A 19,892-nucleotide genomic window follows, 5' to 3' on the forward strand; every position below is an offset into this window, starting at 1 on the left:
TGGCAGACGGCCAGACGCGCACCAATGTCGACAGGTTGATCATAGCGCACCCCATCCTGTTTGGTCCCGACCAGGATGTGGTTGGCGTTGTCGCGGGCGATTGGCAGACCGACGTGTTTTCCGCCGCTGTGCTGGACGCAAAACGCGAAGCACTGCAGATGGCGCTTGTCCTGGCAGTGGTTATGCTGGTGTTGGCGGCCCTGATGATGAACCGCATTCTGGCAAAGCCCATGTTGGCCATCGCAACCGCGACAAAAAGAATTGCCGCCGGTGATTTCGACCACCAGATTCCCGAATTCAAATCCGGCAATGAGTTTCATGCCGTTTCGGTTGCCTTGACTGCGTTCCGGGAACAGCTAGCCGATTCCGCAGCGGCGCACACAGATGCGGCCATGAAAAGCACCGCGTTGGATTGCGGGTCGGCCAGCATCATGATTGCCGATGCCGACTTCAAAATCGTCTATGCCTCCACTGCCGTCATAAACCTTTTGACCCGGCACAAAGACGTCGTCAGGTCGCGCATCCCGGCCTTTGACCCGAACACGATCATCGGTCAATCCATTGACATCTTTCACAAAAACCCGGACATGCAACGCAAGATGTTGGGGGCGTTGGGCGCAAATGGTCATGACGCCAGCCTTGAGATGGACGACGTCACGCTCGAACTCAAAATCTCGCGTATCGACAGCGACGAGGGAGAACGCATTGGATATGTGGTTGAATGGGATAACGTCTCCGAAGAGCGGTTGAACGCGGCCGTTCTGCAGTCACTCCACGAAAATCAGGCACGCGCAGAGTTCGGGGCGGATGGACAACTCATGGACGCAAATGAGGCGTTTTACACACTTGCCGGACTGGACCCCGACGCACTGGATTGCCGGTTCGCTGATACGGTTTTTGTCGACGACGCTCCGGCCGATCCGTCAGTCGCGATGTTTGGTGAAATCAAAATCGAAGGCAAGACGGGGGCCACGTCATATCTGCTGGGTGGCCTCGGCCCGGTGCATTTCAGCAATGGTGATCTCAAACGCACAGTACTGATCGCCGCGGACGTCACACAGAAACACAATGAAAAAGCGGCGATAGAACGCGAAAGGACTCGCCTGCAATCCGAGCAGAATTCCATGATCGAGGCGTTGAGCGCGTCGCTTGCCGCGCTGGCAGACGGCGACCTTGGCGTCCGGATCAACGACGCGTTTGCGGGTTCGAACGACCGTATCCGGCAGGATTTCAACACGGCGATCACACGCCTCGACGAAGCAATCGGGTCCGTCGTGGCCGGGACAGACAAAATCCAGTCGGAAGTCGCAGGCGTGACCAACAGCGCCATAGAATTGAGCCGACGCACGGAAAGCCAGGCAGCAACCCTTGAAGAAACCGCAGCCGCCGTGTCGCAAATCAGCGCGTCCGTCAAAAGCTCGGCCGAGGGCGCGCAAAGTGCCAATGACATCGTGAGCACGGCCCGGGAAAACGCGACAGCCTCGGGCAAGGTTGTTCACGAAGCTGTTGCGGCCATGGACGACATCTCGAAAAGTTCGACCGAGATCCAGTCCATCGTGAAAGTCATCGACGATATCGCCTTTCAAACCAACCTTCTTGCTTTGAATGCAGGCGTTGAAGCAGCACGCGCTGGCGATGCAGGACGCGGATTTGCTGTGGTCGCATCAGAGGTGCGCGCCCTTGCCCAACGGTCCTCAGAGGCCGCCAGTGAGATCGGGACTCTCCATCGCGTCGTCAACCCAAAGCGTTGACCTCGGTTCCAAGCTGGTTGGGGATGCGGGCAACGCTCTGGAGCAGATCATCGCGTCGGTGTCCGACATCTCGCACCATGTCTCGCACATCGCAGAGGCCACGCAGGAACAGTCCGCCAGCGTGGGTGAGATCAACACTGCGATGGGCCAACTGGATCAGGTGACGCAGGAAAACGCAGCCATGTTCCAGGAAACCACAGCCGCGTCGCAAAATCTGACGCGCGTGGTGGAGGACCTGACCCTGCAGATACAACGGTTTTCGACCCGACCTCCGCCGTCCGAGAATGAAACCTTCGAGCAGACTGAGGCGGAAGAGACCGTCTTGGCGCGGTCTGCATAGCCTGATGTGAACGGGGCGTAGACAGTCCGCGTATTCGTTGTCGGCCTTGCCGGTCGTTACGGGCCGCAAACAAGCCCCACATTTGAGCCTCAGTCACGCACACTGACCAGCGCAAATGCTCAAAACCCAACGCTGGCTCCGACCAAACCACGCAGTTCACTTCGCCATACCAGTCATCGTGAAGACCCCCATGCGAGATACTCCTTGCCATCCCGATGGTGTTTCCGATACGAAACTCGGGACGCTTGACGTTGGGAGAACCAGATCACTGGTGCCGAAGGAGCAACTGCCTCGGAAACTCTCAGGCCACAGGACCAACGCAAAGCCACAAGACTCTGGAGAGTGATGCCCAGCGCATCCGCCGAAGGGATAATGATCTCAGGCACGCAGGACAGAGGAGGCACCGACGCGCAGACACTTGTCTGCGTCTGATATGGTGCCGCTTGATTTCACGCAAATCTCGTCGGCTAGGCAGAAGGCGATGGGATATGTCCGACCTCAAGCAAACTCCGCTGCATGCGTTGCACATGACCCTTGGGGCCAGGATGGTGCCCTTTGCCGGGTATGAGATGCCGGTCCAATACGCGCTTGGCGTGCTGAAGGAACACCTCCATACGCGTGCGAAGGCCGGGCTGTTTGATGTCAGTCACATGGGACAGGTGATCGTGGGCGGCCCGACATATGAAGCGGCGGCACAGGCCCTTGAAACGCTGATCCCGGTCGACGTCCTGGGACTGGGCGAGAACCGGCAGCGCTATGGGTTTTTCACCAACGAGGATGGCGGTATCGAAGACGATTTGATGCTGGCCAACCGCGGTGACCACGTATTTGTTGTGGTCAATGCCGCCTGCAAGGACGCCGATATCGCAAATATGAAGGCGGCGCTGGAACCTGATGTGAGGGTAACGGAACTGACCGATCGCGCGCTGCTGGCCCTGCAGGGGCCTGCTGCCGAAACGGTTCTGGCCACGCTTGATCCGCGCGCAGCGGACATGCGTTTCATGGATGTGGCCACACTTGAGTTGGGCGGGACAGAAGCCTGGGTGTCGCGGTCGGGGTATACAGGCGAGGATGGGTACGAGATTTCCGTGCCTGCGAACCAAGCCGAAGCGCTCGCCCGAACCTTTCTGGCGCACCGTGATGTCGAAGCCATTGGTCTGGGGGCGCGCGACTCGCTGCGCCTTGAGGCCGGGCTGTGCCTTTACGGGCAGGACATGGATGCTGGCCTGAACCCGGTCGAGGCGTCACTGGCTTGGGCGATCCAGAAGGTCCGGCGCGCCGATGGGCCCCGATCAGGTGGTTTTCCCGGCGCTGACACGATCCTGAGCGCCCTGACAAACGGCGTGGATCGCCACCGTGTCGGGCTGCGACCCGAGGGCCGCGCGCCGATGCGGCAGGCCGTGCCCCTGTTTGAAACCGAAGACGGTGGTGCGCAGATCGGCTTTGTGACTTCGGGCGGCTTTGGCCCGACAGTCGACGGGCCGGTTGCCATGGGCATTGTGGCCGACGGCCTGCACCTGCCGGGAACCGTTCTTTATGGCGAGTTGCGCGGCAAGCGCCAACCGGTGACGGTTGTGAAACTGCCGTTCGTTGCGGCCAACTTCAAAAGATAACCAAAGAGGAAAACCCATGAAATACACAGAAGAACACGAATGGCTGCGCGCCGACGGGGATGCTTATGTTGTGGGCATCACCGAACATGCCACCACCCAGCTTGGTGATCTGGTCTTTGTCGAACTGCCCGAAGTCGGCACAGTGGTCAGCAAGGACGACGAAATTGTTGTGATCGAAAGCGTGAAGGCGGCATCGGACATCATGGCACCGGTCGATGGCGAAATCACCGAAGTGAACACCGACCTTGCCGACGATCCAAGCCTCGCTAACAGCGACCCGCTGGGCAAGGGCTGGTTTTTCAAGATCAAGCCGTCCGATGCCTCCCAACTCGACGGCATGATGGACGAAACCGCCTATAACGCGCTGATCGGCTGAGGAACGCACACCATGACTTTCAAACCCACCGACTACCTGCCTTACGATTTTGCGAACCGCCGCCATATTGGGCCGTCGCCCGCCGAAATGGACGAGATGCTGGACGTGGTGGGTGCGAAAGACCTTGATGCGCTGATCGACGACACGATCCCGGCGGGCATCCGTCAAAAAGAGCCGCTCGATTTCGGCAAGGCCAAGTCCGAACGCGAATTGCTGCACCACATGCGCGTGACCGCGTCCAAGAACAAGGTGCTGACCTCGCTCATCGGCCGGGGCTATCACGGGACGGTCACGCCGCCCGCGATCCAGCGCAATATCCTAGAAAACCCCGCGTGGTATACCGCCTACACCCCCTATCAGCCGGAGATCAGCCAAGGGCGGCTTGAGGCGCTGTTGAATTTCCAGACGATGGTGTCGGATCTGACGGGTCTTGAGATTGCAAATGCGTCGCTGCTGGACGAGGCGACCGCATGCGCGGAGGCGATGACCATGGCGCAGCGCATTTCCAAGGCGAAAGTGACCGGCTTTTTCATCGATGAAAACTGTCACCCCCAGAACATCGCCGTGATGCAGACGCGTGCCGCACCGCTTGGCATCGACATCGTCATCGGCGATCCGCGCGACCTGGATGCCGGCGCCGTCTTTGGCGCGATTTTCCAATATCCCGGCACATATGGGCATATCCGGGATTTCACCGATGAAATCGCCAAACTGCACGAGAACAAGGCAATTGGCATTGTCTCGGCAGACCCGCTGTCGCTGACCCTGCTGAAAGAACCGGGCGCAATGGGGGCCGATATTGCCGTTGGCACAACCCAGCGCTTTGGGGTGCCCATTGGCTATGGCGGCCCGCACGCGGCCTATATGGCGACCAAGGCCAATTACGCGCGCAACATGCCGGGACGCATTGTCGGCGTGTCCGTCGACACCCATGGCAACCGCGCCTACCGGTTGTCCCTGCAAACGCGCGAACAGCATATCCGCCGGGAAAAGGCGACGTCGAATGTGTGTACCGCACAGGCGCTGCTGGCCGTGATGGCGGGATTTTATGGCGTGTTTCACGGCCCAGACGGCCTCAGGGCCATTGCGCAGCGCATCCATCGCAAAACCGCCCGTCTGGCCGAAGGTCTGAAACAGGCGGGCTTTGACGTGCGTCCGGCCACGTTCTTTGACACGATCACGGTGGATGTGGGACCGCTGCAATCGGCGGTGATCAAATCGGCGGTGGACGAAGGCGTCAATCTGCGCGCCATCGGCACCACGGGCATCGGCATCACGCTGGATGAACGCACGCGCCCGGCCACCATCGAGAAAGTCTGGCGCGCCTTCGGGGTCGAGCGGCAGGACAAGGACTATACCCCCCATTACAACATGCCGGAAAAGCTGATCCGCACGTCCGATTTCATGACGCACCCGATTTTCCACATGAACCGGGCCGAGACGGAAATGATGCGCTATATGCGCAGGCTGGCCGACCGCGATCTTGCGCTGGACCGCGCGATGATCCCGCTGGGGTCGTGCACGATGAAGCTGAATTCCGCCGCCGAGATGATGCCGGTCAGCTGGCGCGAGTTTTCGCTGCTCCACCCCTATTGCCCCAAGGAACAGGCCGCTGGCTATATCGAGATGATTGATGATCTGTCGGCCAAACTGTGTGACATCACAGGCTATGACGCGATTTCAATGCAGCCCAATTCGGGTGCACAGGGCGAATATGCGGGCCTTCTGACCATCGCAAGCTGGCATCGTGCGCAAGGTCAGGGCCACCGCAACATCTGCCTGATCCCGATGAGCGCGCATGGCACAAACCCCGCCTCGGCGCAGATGGTCGGCTGGAAAGTCGTTGCCGTGAAATCGGCGGGCAATGGCGATATCGACGTGGACGATTTCAAAGCCAAGGTGGACGAACATCGCGACAACCTTGCCGGTTGCATGATCACCTACCCCTCGACCCACGGCGTGTTCGAAGAAACGGTGATCGAGGTCTGCAAGATCACGCATGAGGCAGGCGGTCAGGTCTATATCGACGGGGCCAACATGAACGCGATGGTCGGCCTTAGCCGTCCGGGCGATCTGGGCGGCGATGTCAGCCACCTGAACCTGCACAAGACGTTCTGCATCCCCCATGGCGGGGGTGGGCCCGGCATGGGCCCCATCGGCGTCAAGGCGCACCTGACCGAGCACCTGCCGGGCGATCCGAACGGTGGCACGGGTGCTGTAAGTGCCGCCGCGTTCGGCTCCCTTCCCTGTTGCCAATATCCTGGGCCTATTGCCTGATGATGGGCGGCGATGGTCTGACGCAGGCCACGCGAGTTGCAATCCTGAACGCCAATTACATCGCCAAACGGCTCGAAGGAGCGTTCGATGTTTTGTACAAAGGGCCGACGGGCCGGGTGGCGCATGAATGCATCATCGACACGCGCCCCTTTGCCGACAGCGCGCACATCACCGTCGATGACATCGCCAAACGTCTGGCCGATTGCGGCTTTCACGCGCCCACAATGTCATGGCCCGTCGCGGGGACGTTGATGATCGAACCGACAGAATCCGAGACAAAGGCCGAGTTGGACCGGTTCTGCGACGCGATGCTGGGCATACGCGCTGAAATCAAGGCGATTGAAGACGGCGACATGGACCCCGACAACAACCCGCTCAAGAACGCACCCCACACGATGGAGGATCTGGTGCGGGATTGGGACCGCCCCTACAGCCGCGAAAGCGCATGTTTCCCGAACGGGTCATTCCGGGTCGACAAATACTGGCCGCCCGTCAACCGTGTCGACAATGTCTGGGGCGACAGAAACCTGTCCTGCACCTGCCCGCCGATGGAGGATTACGCGAAACCGTAGGCGCTCGCATTTGGTGTGATTGGATTATCATGGGCCCCTAGGCGTTGTCGTCGTCGAAGCCTATTTTTCCAAATCCTACAGTGTTCTCAGGGGTTTCCGACGACCTGCCTCAACGCGGCATCAAAGGCACTGCGCGCATCATGCGCCGCAGTGTCAAGCTGTGCCGCCCATGTCTCCGCATCCAACAAAGCGTCATTGCGCGCCTCCTCTTCGAGTGCGGCAAGCGAGGTTTCCAGATCATATTGCCCCAGAAGGGATGCGGCACCCTTGGCCTTGTGTGCAGCTTCGGCGATCACCGCGCTGTCCTGCATGGTCATACCGGTCCGCAAATCCGCTGTGAAAGCGGCGAGTTCAGACAGAAACCTGTCCGCCGTTGACGCCACCCGGTCACGTCCCAGCAGCTCGACCATTTCTGCCAGTGCGTCAGGGGGCCGCTCGGTGTCGGCCTTGGGCCATTCGTCCAGAGTGACATCGGCAAAGACGGTGCGCAGCGCGTCAAGGCGGATCGGCTTGGTGTGGAACCTGTTCATGCCCGAGGCCACAGCCATTTCGCGGTATTCCTCACGCCCATGCGCCGTCAGTCCGACGATATGTGTCTGGGCATTCGCACCATTACCGCTGCGCAATCTGCGTGTCGCTTCGATCCCGTCCATGACAGGCATGCTGATGTCCATAAAGATCACGTCGAAGCGCTGATCGCGCCCCTTGTCGATGCAATCGGCGCCGTTCACCGCCTGATGCACGCTGTGGCCCATCGTGCTCAGCATGTCGCTCAATACGTGGCGGTTGATGCTGTTGTCTTCGACGATCAGTACGTCGCACGGCCGCATCGGCGTCGGTTGTGTGTCCGTCGTCATCGTATCAGTCACCGCTCCGCCACGCTCAAGCGGCAGCGAAAGGACAAATACAGACCCGTTCCCCTCAGCACTTTTGAGGGACACATCCCCATCCATCGCTCGCGCGATGCGGCGCGAGATCGACAGGCCAAGCCCGTCCCCACGCGCCTGTCGCCCTTCGCTTCGGGCCAGAGCAAAGAAATCTGCAAACACCTGCTCATGCTGATCAGGTGGAATGCCGATTCCGGTGTCGATCACCTCAAACCTCAGCGACGATGTTTCCGGCCCATGATCCCCGCTGACATGCAGGGCGATCCCACCCGTTTCGGTGAATTTGATCGCATTGCCGATCAGGTTGGTCAGAATCTGTCGAATACGTCCGGCATCCCCGTGGTAATGTCCGCGCGCGTTCTGCTCGATCTCCAACGCAAGCGTCAGGTTTTTTTCCCGCGCCAGCGGATCGAACACGTCAACCAGCCCCTGTATCAGATCCACAAGATCAAAGTCCTGCATCGTCAGTTGCAACTCGCCCGTTTCAATCCGCGTGATGTCCAGCGCTTCGTTCACATGTTCCAACAGGATCTCGCTGGATGATGTCGCGATCTGGGCATAGCGCGCCTGCTGGTCATCCAGCTTGGTGGTTTTGAGCAGATCGAGCACACCCAGAATGCCGTTCAGCGGGCTGCGCATCTCGTGGCTCATCACGGTCAGGAACCGCGACTTTGCCTTGTCCGTCTGTTCAGCACGGTCGCGGGCCTCGATCAGTTTCTGTTCGTTGGATTTGCGGGCAGAGATGTCGCGGATATAGGCGATGAACCTGGTCTCGTCGCCGTCCTGCGTCGTCGTGATGTTCATCTCGACCGGAAATTCGTCGCCGTTTTTGCGTTGTGCGGACATTTCGAACCGGCCTGCATCGACGAAGTGTCGTGTACCGGTTTCCAGATACCGTTTCACGCCCCTGGTGTGTGCGGCGCGCATCCGGTGCGGAATGAACGTGTCTTCCATCTTTTGCCCGACAATCTCATCGCGCCGCCAGCCAAAGACACGTTCAGCCGAGGCGTTGAAACCGACGATGCGCCCGGTCGCCTCCGCCGTCACAATCGCATCCAGTGACGCCGCAACGGTCGATGACAACTGTGCGGAAGACGCCGAAAGTGCTGCATCCCGGCGCGCTGCGCGTTGCAAAAGCCGATCCAGGAACAGCATCAGGATCGCCATCAGGACCAAAAGCGCAATTGCAATCCCGCCCGTTCGCGCCAATTGGCTTGCAAACTGGGCACGCCGCGCCTCTGACTGCGCAGCCCCAAGGCTGACACCCAACAGCGCGATGTCGCGCGCGTGCGGACGCACATCGTGCACAAGCTGGTGCATTTGATCGAGGGCCTCACCGCGCAGCGGACCGGGCGCATCAGACAGGGCCACGGCCGCCCGTGCAAAGGTGTTAAGCGGCGCGATCATGTCTGCGGCTTGCGCGTTGCCCTCGAAAATCTCTGCCGCACGGCCCGAATTGATGATGTTCAGCCGGCTGAGCGCAATGTCGACGCGCAACTGCACTTCGTCGTCCGGGAACCGCCCGGTGGCCATCTGCTCGATCAGCATCGCATCGAGGTTTGCGAATTCGGTGTCGATCTGCGAGATGCTCCATTGCATGTTGTCCTGCGCTGCAGCGGACAGCCCGCGCAGTTGCGACAGCAGGTTCGTCACCATGATCGCCAACAAAAAAATGAGCAGGCAAATGCCTGCCATCACCGTCATACGGTAGCGGTTCAATCCGAGCTTCACGCGTGACCTCCTTGCTGGGATCACGTTACGCATATGTCTCGGTTCAATCCACGACCTTCAACCGGTTCAGTTGCCAGATGCTGAACGCATGTATCGTTTCAGTCCGGTATTTGGGGTCATGATCGTATGGGAAAACAATCCAATACGGCCCCTTGTCCCGCACCGATATCGGTTCGCCGTTCATACGGGTGGCGATGATCGGAACAGTATCTTCGATAGTGGCCATGGGGATCGCGACCTTGTAGTCGTTCAAGGCCACCATTTCGACGGCGCTCCCCTTTTTGTTGGCCCTTGCCAGCACTGCCTTTAGCGGCACGCCGGAAAACGTGACATCGCCATCCGTCCAGATGGTGGTGGTGGTAAAAGTCACCTGTGCCATCGCATCCAGTTCGGCAAGGCTGAGCGTGAGGGTGTCGGATTCAGAGGCCGACGCCGTGATTTGCAGATCCATGTTGGACTGCGCAAGCACTGGGGAATGCCAGTTGATCAACAGCGCCAAAACGATGGTGAACGCCCGTGAGTGGTGAATTCGAGCCATGTTTGGTTCTCCAAATCCGACACAAATAGGTTTAAATCAGTTGTTCATATCGGTCTTCCGGGCATTGGCATAGGCACCTGTACCAAAGTATAGGTTTGCCACGTCTTCGCGCGGTTTTCCGGTTGTGAATATGGACAGAGTGGGAAAGCTGCTGACATGCCCAAAATCCTGATCGCCGACGACCATGATCTGGTCCGTGACACCATCGCCGCATATCTGGAAAGCGTTGATGATTTCGACGTCCGGACTGCCGCCGATCTGGACAGCGCATTGGAGGCCATGCGCGGCGGCGATCCAATCGATCTGCTCATTCTCGATTACAACATGCCGGGCATGGATGGGCTGAACGGCCTTGATCGTGCGCGCATGGCCTATCCGGGCACGCGGGTGGTCCTGATGTCTGGTGTGGCGAACCGCGATGTCGCCAGCACGGCAATGAAGCATGGTGCAGACGGGTTCATTCCCAAATCCCTCACTGCTGTATCACTTGTGAACGCGATCAAGTTGGTGCTGTCGGGCGAACGTTACTTTCCATTCGACTATGGGATATCCGACACGGGCGCTGCACCTTCGGGTGCCTTTGCGACCCTGACCGTTCGTGAAAAACAGACGCTTGAGCAGTTGTGCATCGGTCTGTCGAACAAGGAGATCGCCCGGAATCTGGGCGTGCGGGAAGTGACGGTCAAACTGCACGTGAAGAATGTTTTGTCCAAGCTCAGTGTCTCGAATCGCACCCAAGCGGCGCTGCTGGCCAAGGAAAAACACTTCTTTTGATCGCAGGGGGCGCACGGTTGCGCGCTTGTCGGGACAGGTATCGTCAAACTGCGGCGCGTTGAAACATGTCTGTGCCGTCACTCAGAAACCGAGCAAGAGGTTCAGCATCAATTCTTGCGTGCAGAGACGCGACAGCCATTCGATATCCGCGCACTCAGGGAACGACCGTCCTGCGACAGCGTGCCGGTCGCTGTGTTCTGAATCCAGCCATAGTCTTCGGTGGCCGAATAACTGCGTCCGTTCAGTGTACCGCGCACCGTGGCAGCGCCCGCAGTACCGCTGATTGAGCCTGTGAACGCCGTCCCTCCTGCCGAACGATACACCGTCGATCCGTTCGCCTTGATCCCAAGCGGGCATTGCGCATACCAACTCCACGTGCCGACCATGGAATAGCGCGGCGTGTCGGGCACCGGCTTGGGCGAGGCGCCAGGCGTTGGGGGGCTCACCGCTGCGGGTGTGGCAGGCGCCGGTCGCGCCTTGCAGATCGTTCCTGAATGCCGCTCGATGGCCTGCAATGCGTGCGCCGTGCCCAGATCATCAGCCCCCAGCCCGGTATCGGTTGCAGACAAAAAGCGGCGGAAAGCCATGCGGGTCCGTGGCCCCATCACGCCGTCGGGCACGCCTGCATCGCAGCCCAGCGCGTTCAAGCTCGATTGCGTCTGGCGCAGGACCTCGCGGCTGTCGGCGGGTGTTGTATCGGGTTCCGGCGCCGGACGCTCAGACGCAGTCGGGGTTGGTTCCGCCGGTTCGTCGCCTGCAAGGTCATCGCGCAATTGCATGGCCATCTGCACCGTGAATTCGTCGCTGCGCGCGCCGTAGCGTTCGATGAACGCGCTGTAGGCCTCGCGAGTGCCTATGGATCGTGCCAGCTCGAAATCCGCACGGATGGCGTCTGTCGCTGGTGCTGCCGTGACGGTTTGCCGGGCGACAGAGCCGTCATTGCCCCCTGCCGGGATGAAATAGAACTGGCCCAGAAGCTCATCGTAATATGCCGGGAATTGCTCGTGCCCGACGGTGCGCGCCAGATCACGCACGTCGCGGCGCAGACCGGACATCATATCGCGCAACTCGACCCCCGGCACTTGCAAGCGGGGCAGCAGCATCCGCGTAAACACCGAATTTTCCGCCGGGTCGTCGTTTGACAGACGGTCCAGTGCCGTCTGGCCTGCACCGGCTGAAAAGATCACGAACGTACCTTCGGGCGCGTTGATGCGCCCAAGGCCCCGCGTGCCACCGATGGAACGGCCCGTGGACCCTTTGAACGGGTTGTCCCGACAGGCATCGATTATGGCCAAAGTGGTGCGTGCCCCCGTCGCCCGGATGCGATCCAGCAGGCCGGACAGCGCAATGGATTCGGATTTGATAAAGTCCTTCTCGCCGCGCGCGGGCGCAGCAATATCCGTCGGCAAAAGGTAGTTCTCGCCATCAATCTCGACCCCGTGGCCTGCGTAAAACACCACCGCCGTATCGCCGGGATCAAGCTGGCCGGTGAATTCGGAAATCCGCATATTCATGTCGCGCCTTGCTGCGTCCAGAACAGTGGTGACCACAAACCCTTTGGACGCCAGAGCCTCCGACACGGCCGTCGCATCGGCGCGCGCCTTTTGCAGATCATCGACCTCGGCATAGAGAATCATTGCCGATCACCAGCGCCAGACGCTTTTCGGCGTGGGCAAATAAGGGTGTGAGGATCAGGGCGAGACACAGGAAGATAATGCGCATGACAGAATGGTAGCAACCGGCGCGCGCGTGGGAAAGTAGGGAAATCCGACGGTTGCGTATGCCGTGTCAAACCACGCGCGGTCCGCTGCATGGGGTCAGTGTCGAACCAGCCCGTCACACATCACCGGGCGAAACGCCTCAGATCGGTTTGCACTCAGACAAAGGGCCTGCACGCCGACAGACGCACAGGCCCTTTGCTGTCAATACATCCGGTCCAAACCCGCGCGCATTACTGGCGCGCAATTTCCACCCAGTTGCCGTCCTTGATGACGGAAATCACAACTTCATCCGCGCCCTGATGGTCGGTCGCGGAATAGGTCACCGTGTTGCCGGACACCACATCCTCGTAATTCAGGCTTTCCATACCTGCCTGAAACGTCTTGGCGTCCAGATCGGGGCCGGCTGCCTCAAGCGCCTTGACCAATGTGACGGCTGCGGAATGTCCAAGCAATGCGCCGGTGCCGGGCAGTTCTTCGCCCGTGGCTTCGGTATAGCGTTTGAAGAACTTCTGCACTTCCGGCTGGTCCATACGCGACAGCAAATCCGCCCAACCGGCGGCGGCATACATGCCTTCGGTCACACCGCCCGGCACTTTCGCCATGACCGTGTGGAACCCTGCGGACGAGTTAAGGAAGGACATATCCGTCAACCCCAGCTTTTTGGCCGTGCCGGACACCGTGATCGCCTGCCGGACGCCCAGCGCCAAGGTGACGATGTCGCAGCCATCCGCGCTCAGCTTTTGCAGCGCACCGACAAAATCGGCATCGTCAGGCTTGTGCGTGGTCTCGGACACAAATGTGAGGCCTTCCGTCTCGGCGGCGATGGATTCAGCGCCTTCCTTGATGTCTTTGCCAAAGTCCGTGGGCAGGTACATCGCGCAAACCGTGTCTGCGCCCTTTTGCTCGGCCAGATAGGTCACACCGATGCGGATCTGATCATAGTAGGTCGCGGTGCCCGCATAATGCAGCGGGTGGAACGGCTCGGCCATCTGGCGCGCGGCCGACAGGGGCGAGACGTTGGGCACGTTCTTGGCGTCCTGCAACTTGAAGGCGGCGATGTTCATCGGCGTGCCAAGCGAGAGCAGCATCGCAAAGACCTTGTCGCCATTGATCAGCTTGTTCATGCCCTGAATGGCCTTGGGCATCTGGTAGGCGTGATCCTCGACCACAAAGCGGATCTTGCGCCCGTGGATGCCGCCCGCCTCGTTCACCTCGTCAAAGACAAGTTGTGCAGCCTTGGTCGCTGGCGCGCCGAATGCGGCAAAGGGGCCGGAGAGGTCATTGTTGGACCCGATCAGCACCTCGGTGTCGGTGATGCCCTGTTCTGCGAACCCCGGTGCCGCCGCAATCGTGGCCGCCAGCGCAGTGGCTGCCAGTTTGGTAAATCGTTTCATGTCTCTTCTCCCTCTTCGTTGTTTCCCGATTTCAGTACATCTGCTGGATCAGCGCGTCGTGTTTCGTCTCAACAAAGCTGCGCTTGAGCTTCATCGTCGGTGTGAGTTCATCGTCATCTGCCGTCAGCAACACGTCAATCAGGCGGAAATCCTTGATCTGTTCGACGCGCGCGAAATCCTTATTGACCGCGTCAATGGTGTCGCGGATCAAATCCTGCACTTCCTGTGCCGCACAAAGGGACGCATAGTTCGAGAACGGCACGCGACGGTCCTGCGCGAATTTTTCGACATTTTCCTGATCGATCATCACAAGGCAGGTCAGAAACTTGCGCTTGTCCCCGATCACCACGACGTCCGAGATATAGGGCGAGAATTTCAGCTTGTTCTCGATCTCGGCAGGGGTGACGTTCTTGCCCCCTGCGGTGATGATGATGTCCTTGAGCCGCCCCGTGATTTTCAAAAACCCTGATTGTCGAGCGTGCCGACATCACCGGTGCGCAGCCATCCGTCCTCTGAAATGGTTTCAGCTGTCTTGGCCGGGTTGTTCCAGTAGCCCTGGAACACGTTGCCGGCCTTGTATTGCACTTCGCCTTCCGCGCTGATGCGCAATTGCGCGCCCGGAAGGGCCGGACCAACAGTGCCCACCTTGTTGTTGGTGTTGCTGTTGATCGACATCACGCCTGAGCTTTCGGTCATGCCGTACCCTTCGAGCACGGGCACGCCGATGGCATGGTACCACTGCAAAAGGTCGGGCGAGATGGGCGCGGCGCCGGACCCGCCCCGCCGCAGGCGATCCATGCCGATCATGCGGCGCAGGTTGCGCAGCACAATCATATCCCAAAGCGCATAAGCCAGTCGCGTGCCAAGCGGCACAGGCCGGTCGTCGGCCAAAGAGGCAGCGCGTGACGCACCGGCCTTCAGCGCCATGCCATAGGCCCATCTTTGGACGCCCGTGGCATCACCAACACGGATTGTGACCTGCGAATAGATCTTTTCCCAGACGCGCGGCACTGCAACAAAGGTCTGCGGGCTGATCTCTTGCAGGTTGTCAAAGATCGTCTCGGGGCTTTCGGCGAAATTGACCGTCGAGGCCGCGGCAATGGGCGCGTTGACTGAAAACACCCGTTCCAGAATGTGACAGAGCGGCAGAAAACACAGCTGATCATCGGTGTCGAAGGTCGGTGCGTCACGCAGACCGGCGGACACGGAAAACATCAGGTTCCCATGGCTTATCATCGCGCCCTTGGGCTTGCCCGTCGTGCCGGATGTATAGACCAGAATGGCCGTGTCATCGGGGGTCGTCGCATCAATGGAGGCCTCAAACGCGTCCTTGTGCGCCGCGTCGTAGGCCGCGCCAATCTCGTAAAGCTCGTCCAGAAAGATGATCTGCGGATCGGAAAACCCGTGCAACCCGTCGCGGTCGATCACGATCACCTTGGTCAGACCGGGCATCCGGTCGCGCACCTGCAGAAACTTGTCCAACTGCTCATCATTCTCGACGATCAGAAACCGGCTGTCGGAATCGTTGACGAGGTATTCAAGTTGCACCGCCGTGTCGGTGGTATAGACGCCGGAACAAATGCCACCGACGCACTGCACGCCCATGTCGGTGTACATCCATTCCTTGCAGTCTTCGGACAGGATCGACACCACCTCGCCCCGCTTCAGGCCCAACGACACGAGACCCAGGCCAAGCTGCCGCGCGCGGGTGAAATAATCGTCCCATGAATAGGACCGCCAGATGCCCAATGTCTTTTCGCGCATCGCGGTCCGCTCGCCCAGCGCAATGCAGCGCATACGGAACAGTTTGGGCGTCGTGTCCGCCCCGTCAATCAGGAACGGACCCTGGGACAAATCAGCATTGATCATCATCCCGTGAACTTGTTCCTGAGGGGGGTGCGGGTTCATCATGCCTACCGCCACGTCTTACGCTGTTTCCAGCGGCGTTGACCGCGCTGGTTTTCGTCCTGACTGACACCAAGATAGAATTCCTGAATGTCCTTTGAGGCGGCCAGCACCTCGGCCCGGTCGTCCATCACGATGCGGCCCAACTCCATCACATAGCCATAGTCCGCCGCATCCAGCGCGACCTTGGCGTTCTGTTCCACCAGCATCATTGTCACCTTCTGCTCGGTATTGAGGCGCACGATGATCTCGAAAATCTCCTGCGTTAGCAGCGGCGACAACCCAAGGCTGGGTTCATCCAACAGCATCAGGCGGGGTTGCGACATCAGCCCGCGCCCGATGGCCAGCATCTGCTGCTGCCCGCCCGACAGGGTGCCTGCGCGTTGCGCGCGCCGATCCTTGAGGATGGGAAAGTAGGAATAGACCATGTCCTCGTCCGCGGCGATGTCGCCCCGATCCGTGCGGGTATAAGCGCCCATCGCGATGTTTTCGGCCACGCTCATCAGCGGGAAAATCTCTCGCCCCTCGGGCACGTGCACGATGCCGCGCCGCACGATGGCGTCCGGTTCGCTGCCCTGAATTTCACTCCCTTGCATCCGTACGGTGCCCTTTTCGGGGTCCATCACCCCCGAAATCGTCTTGAGCAGCGTGGTCTTGCCCGCACCGTTGGCCCCGAGCACAGTCACGATCTGCCCCTTGCGCACCGTCAGGCTGACGCCGCGAATGGCCATGATCGGGCCATAGTAGCTTTCCAGATTCTCGATCTGCAAAACGATGTCCGCAGGGTTGGTGTCCGTGGTCATGCGCGCGATGTCCCCGTCTTGGAAATCTCGCCAGTGCCGAGGTAGGCCGCGATCACATCCGGGTGCGATTGCACTTCTGCCGCAGTGCCCGTGGCCAGTTCCTTGCCATCCGACAGCGCCATGACACGGTTCGACACGGCCGACACCAACCCCATGTCATGTTCGACCATCATCACCGAAATGCCCATCTGAGTCTGGATGTCCTCGATCCAGAAGGCCATATCCTGCGTTTCCTCGACCGACAGGCCAGAGGCGGGTTCATCCAGCAGCAAAAGCCGCGGTTCAGAGGCAAGCGCACGGCCCAGTTCAACCACTTTGCGCACCCCATAAGGCAGGCCCCCGATCATCTTGTCGCGGTAGGGCTGCAGGTTCAGGAAATCCATGACCTCCTCCACTGCTTTGCGATGGCGCACCTCTTCGCGGTAGGCTTTCGGGGAAAAGACGATGTTCGACAACAGCCCAGTCTGGCGATGACGATGGCGGCCCACCAGCAGGTTCTGAAGCACGGTAGCCTGTTCAAACAGCTCGATGTTCTGGAAAGTGCGCGCAATGCCAAAACCGGGCACCTGATCGGCATTGCATTGCAGCAGGTCATGCCCGTCAAATCGGATCGACCCCGCTGCCGGATCGTAAAAGCGCGACACAAGATTGAAGACAGTGGATTTGCCCGCCCCGTTGGGTCCGACCAGCGCGAACACCTCGCCTTCGTTGACCGACAGCGACACGTTGTCGACGGCAACCAGCCCGCCAAAGCGCAGCGTGACGCTGTCTATGTCCAGCAGGCTCATTGGACCCGATCCGTCTTGAGGTAGGATTTCTGCCGCTTGAACATGTCCTTGCGATAGAACGGGAACAGTTCGAAATACGTCCGGATCTTGAGCCAGCGGCCATAGAGCCCCATCGGCTCGAACAGGATGAAACAGACGAGAATGAAGGCAAACAGCGCACTTTCTAGGCCGGGCACGTTGATGTTCACGTCAAATGTCGTGGCAAGAAAAGACCGCCCATTGGCAATGGCCACGGGAATGATGCCCACCACGATCGCGCCAAAGAATGCGCCGGGGATGAACCCGAGGCCCCCGATCACGATCATCAGCAGCAAGGTGATGGACATGACCAGATCGAAGGTTTCATTGGTCACATAGCCCGCCGAATGCCCGAACAGCGCGCCCGCCAGCCCCGCCGCCGTGGCCGACAGGAAAAACGAGGTTGCCTTGGTTCGCGTCAGGTTGATGCCCATGGCGCGCGCCGAAATCTCGCTGTCGCGGATCGCGGTGAAACTGCGCCCCGTGGGCGTGCGCAAGAGATTGCGGTAGAACCAGACCAGCAGAATGGCGACGAACAGGACGAGGTAGTAGAATTTATAGGGGGTAGAATACCGATTGATCTCGATCCCGAAGATGTTGATGTCAGGCACCGCCGCACCGGCGATGCCGCCCGTCCAGGGTTCGGCCATCACCACGAAATCCCCCGTCAGGATCGACATCGCAAGCGTCGCAAGTGCCAGATAAACCCCGTGCAGGCGCAGGACAGGCAAGGCGATCAGCGTGCCAAAGAAACCGGCAATCAGCCCGGACAGCGGAAAGGCGACAATCCACGGCACCCCTGCCCCCAAAAGGTTGATGTTCACGTAACAGCCCATCGCCATGAAGGTCGCATGCCCAAGGCTGGGCAAGCCGGTATGCCCGGTCAGCAGCATCAGCCCCATGCCCGCAATGGCCAGGATCAGCACACCGGTGATTTCACCCAGCAGATACGCATCCCCAATCGCGACAAAATAGAGCGGCGTCGCCAGAACCAACAGCAACAAAAGCGCGTACCAAACGGCCTGCGCGCGATGTTTGAACAGGCGGATGTCGGCGTCATATGAGGTTTTGAGGACAAAGCGCATCTTCAGACCTTCTTGCTGAGTGTCTGGGAAAAGATGCCGCCGGGGCGAAAGATCAGGATCAGCAGCAGGATCGCGTAAGGCGCAATCTGGCTTATGCCGGGCGGGCCGTAGCGCGAGGCCAGCGGTTCGACCAGGCCGATGATCAGCCCGCCCAGAAGCGCGCCGGGCAGCGAACCAAAGCCCCCGATGGCGGCGGCCGCAAATGCCTTGATGCCCAGCAACCCGGTCGACGGATCAATCGCGCCTTTGGAGGCAAAGAGGATGCCCGCAACTGCCGCCACCATCCCCGAAAGACCCCAGACCAGGCTGTGCACACGTTTGACCGGAATGCCCATGTAATAGGCCGCAAGCTGGTTTTGCGAGGCGGCCTGCATGGCCAGCCCCACCTTGGTGCGCGAAAAGAACAGGTAGAACACAAGGGTCAGGATCGCTGTCACCGCCACGATCAAGACCTCGTCCACCCCCAGAACCAGACCGCCCGCGCGCACGTCCTGCCCCGCATATGGCGTTTCCAGCGACGTGGGTTCATGGCTCCAGGTTGCGCCTGCGAAAAACCGGATGATAAAGCCCATGGCGATGGTCAGGATGACAATCGACGTCTGGGACTGGCCAAACATATGGCGCAGGATGCCCCAGTTGAACAGATAGCCAAAGGCGCCCATCACAAGGATCGACAAGGGCACGGCCAGCCAGAAATCGAGCCCCATATATTCGTGATTGGTAAAGCCGATGCAGACAAAGGCCCCCAGCATCATGAAATCGCCCTGGGCGAAATTCACAGCCTCGGTCGCCTTGTAGATCAACACAAAGCCAAGCGCGATCAGGCCATAGACACAGCCGTTGGCAAGGCCACTGATGATCAGCTGCAAAAAGTCCATGGCGCTCTCCTCCCAAAGAGCAACTATGCGACGGTATCCCGTTATCCGTGCAGATCGCAACTGGCTTGATGCCGGGCTGTCAGACCTTGCCTCGTCGGCAAGCGATACTCGACAGATGCGCGGCACGCCCGCCAGAGCGCGACGATGGCCTCCTCATTCAAGCAAAGAGCGGCAGCGGATGGCACACCGCACGTGATCCAGCGACGCGCCAGCCAGAATGTCGGAATAGGGTATTCTGTGAGGGTGGCGGAGGCTCAGGGATTCGAACCCTGGGGACGCTCTCACGCCCAACGGTTTTCAAGACCGCCGCATTCGACCACTCTGCCAAACCTCCGGTGGTTCCCCTTTAGGCACGCGCGCGCGATTCGGCAAATGTGGCGCAGCACGGGGAAAATTGCCGAATTGTCGCGCCCGTGCTTTTCAGAACGCTCCATTGGCGCT

General features: G+C 59.8%; 11 protein-coding genes, 1 tRNA gene, 3 pseudogenes and 1 riboswitch. Of the genes and pseudogenes, 5 read left to right on the plus strand and 10 right to left on the minus strand.

Annotated features, from left to right (window positions below; all coding sequences use genetic code 11):
• The first annotated feature begins 206 nt into the window (after positions 1-206).
• From ACERZ8_RS17555 to gcvP, 4 genes and pseudogenes are all read left to right on the plus strand, one after another.
• A pseudogene (locus tag ACERZ8_RS17555) lies at positions 207-2,091 on the plus strand (methyl-accepting chemotaxis protein).
• Between the two features lie 242 nt (positions 2,092-2,333).
• Positions 2,334-2,418: riboswitch (glycine riboswitch) on the plus strand.
• Positions 2,419-2,579: 161 nt separating this feature from the next.
• Positions 2,580-3,704: a glycine cleavage system aminomethyltransferase GcvT gene (gene gcvT, locus ACERZ8_RS17560; protein WP_407593438.1), complete on the plus strand. Its 1,125-nt coding sequence runs from the start codon at positions 2,580-2,582 to the stop codon at positions 3,702-3,704.
• A gap of 16 nt (positions 3,705-3,720) precedes the next feature.
• Entirely contained in the window at positions 3,721-4,080 is a 360-nt protein-coding gene (gcvH, locus tag ACERZ8_RS17565) for a glycine cleavage system protein GcvH (protein ID WP_407593439.1), read from the plus strand.
• 12 nt (positions 4,081-4,092) lie between these two features.
• Positions 4,093-6,929: pseudogene (gcvP, locus tag ACERZ8_RS17570) on the plus strand (aminomethyl-transferring glycine dehydrogenase).
• 86 nt (positions 6,930-7,015) lie between these two features.
• On the opposite strand, the gene ACERZ8_RS17575 reads toward gcvP, so the two are convergent.
• Positions 7,016-9,547 carry an ATP-binding protein gene (locus ACERZ8_RS17575; protein ID WP_407593440.1) on the minus strand — a complete coding sequence of 844 codons (2,532 nt, stop codon included), beginning with the start codon at positions 9,545-9,547 and terminating at the stop codon, positions 7,016-7,018.
• 43 nt (positions 9,548-9,590) lie between these two features.
• Positions 9,591-10,085 carry a molybdopterin-dependent oxidoreductase gene (locus ACERZ8_RS17580; protein ID WP_407593441.1) on the minus strand — a complete coding sequence of 165 codons (495 nt, stop codon included), beginning with the start codon at positions 10,083-10,085 and terminating at the stop codon, positions 9,591-9,593.
• A 156-nt stretch (positions 10,086-10,241) separates the two neighbouring features.
• On the opposite strand from ACERZ8_RS17580, the gene ACERZ8_RS17585 reads away from it, so the two are divergent.
• Positions 10,242-10,859 carry a response regulator gene (locus tag ACERZ8_RS17585; RefSeq protein WP_407593442.1) on the plus strand — a complete coding sequence of 206 codons (618 nt, stop codon included), beginning with the start codon at positions 10,242-10,244 and terminating at the stop codon, positions 10,857-10,859.
• A gap of 107 nt (positions 10,860-10,966) precedes the next feature.
• On the opposite strand, the gene ACERZ8_RS17590 is transcribed toward ACERZ8_RS17585, so the two are convergent.
• The 8 genes and pseudogenes from ACERZ8_RS17590 to ACERZ8_RS17625 form a co-directional block, all read right to left on the minus strand.
• Entirely contained in the window at positions 10,967-12,496 is a 1,530-nt protein-coding gene (locus ACERZ8_RS17590; RefSeq protein WP_407593443.1) for a caspase family protein, read from the minus strand.
• Between the two features lie 314 nt (positions 12,497-12,810).
• Positions 12,811-13,974, minus strand: a complete 1,164-nt coding sequence (locus tag ACERZ8_RS17595) for an ABC transporter substrate-binding protein (RefSeq protein ID WP_407593444.1) — start codon at positions 13,972-13,974, stop codon at positions 12,811-12,813.
• Between the two features lie 31 nt (positions 13,975-14,005).
• Positions 14,006-15,885 (minus strand): annotated as a pseudogene (locus ACERZ8_RS17600) (AMP-dependent synthetase/ligase).
• 2 nt (positions 15,886-15,887) lie between these two features.
• Positions 15,888-16,682 carry an ABC transporter ATP-binding protein gene (locus ACERZ8_RS17605; RefSeq protein WP_407593445.1) on the minus strand — a complete coding sequence of 265 codons (795 nt, stop codon included), beginning with the start codon at positions 16,680-16,682 and terminating at the stop codon, positions 15,888-15,890.
• The gene (locus ACERZ8_RS17610) at positions 16,679-17,470 is read right to left on the minus strand and encodes an ABC transporter ATP-binding protein (protein ID WP_407593446.1); all 792 of its coding nucleotides are present in this window, start codon (positions 17,468-17,470) and stop codon (positions 16,679-16,681) included. The genes ACERZ8_RS17605 and ACERZ8_RS17610 overlap by 4 nt, the downstream gene beginning before the upstream one ends.
• The gene (locus ACERZ8_RS17615; protein WP_407593447.1) at positions 17,467-18,573 is read right to left on the minus strand and encodes a branched-chain amino acid ABC transporter permease; all 1,107 of its coding nucleotides are present in this window, start codon (positions 18,571-18,573) and stop codon (positions 17,467-17,469) included. The genes ACERZ8_RS17610 and ACERZ8_RS17615 overlap by 4 nt, the downstream gene beginning before the upstream one ends.
• Positions 18,574-18,575: 2 nt before the next feature.
• Positions 18,576-19,451, minus strand: coding sequence for a branched-chain amino acid ABC transporter permease (locus ACERZ8_RS17620; protein WP_407593448.1), 876 nt, complete (start codon positions 19,449-19,451; stop codon positions 18,576-18,578).
• Positions 19,452-19,695: 244 nt separating this feature from the next.
• Positions 19,696-19,785, minus strand: a tRNA-Ser gene (locus ACERZ8_RS17625).
• Positions 19,786-19,892: the final 107 nt, after the last annotated feature.

The sequence above is a fragment of the Tateyamaria armeniaca genome (genome assembly GCF_045797845.1).
In the GTDB taxonomy this organism is placed as follows: domain Bacteria; phylum Pseudomonadota; class Alphaproteobacteria; order Rhodobacterales; family Rhodobacteraceae; genus Tateyamaria; species Tateyamaria armeniaca.

Coding starts and splice junctions, on each gene's coding strand:
- gcvT (WP_407593438.1), top strand. CDS start 2,580: ATGTCCGACCTCAAGCAAACTCCGCTGCATGCGTTGCACATGACCCTT.
- gcvH (WP_407593439.1), top strand. CDS start 3,721: ATGAAATACACAGAAGAACACGAATGGCTGCGCGCCGACGGGGATGCT.
- ACERZ8_RS17580 (WP_407593441.1), bottom strand. CDS start 10,085: ATGGCTCGAATTCACCACTCACGGGCGTTCACCATCGTTTTGGCGCTG.
- ACERZ8_RS17585 (WP_407593442.1), top strand. CDS start 10,242: ATGCCCAAAATCCTGATCGCCGACGACCATGATCTGGTCCGTGACACC.
- ACERZ8_RS17590 (WP_407593443.1), bottom strand. CDS start 12,496: ATGATTCTCTATGCCGAGGTCGATGATCTGCAAAAGGCGCGCGCCGAT.
- ACERZ8_RS17595 (WP_407593444.1), bottom strand. CDS start 13,974: ATGAAACGATTTACCAAACTGGCAGCCACTGCGCTGGCGGCCACGATT.
- ACERZ8_RS17605 (WP_407593445.1), bottom strand. CDS start 16,682: ATGACCACGGACACCAACCCTGCGGACATCGTTTTGCAGATCGAGAAT.
- ACERZ8_RS17610 (WP_407593446.1), bottom strand. CDS start 17,470: ATGAGCCTGCTGGACATAGACAGCGTCACGCTGCGCTTTGGCGGGCTG.
- ACERZ8_RS17615 (WP_407593447.1), bottom strand. CDS start 18,573: ATGCGCTTTGTCCTCAAAACCTCATATGACGCCGACATCCGCCTGTTC.
- ACERZ8_RS17620 (WP_407593448.1), bottom strand. CDS start 19,451: ATGGACTTTTTGCAGCTGATCATCAGTGGCCTTGCCAACGGCTGTGTC.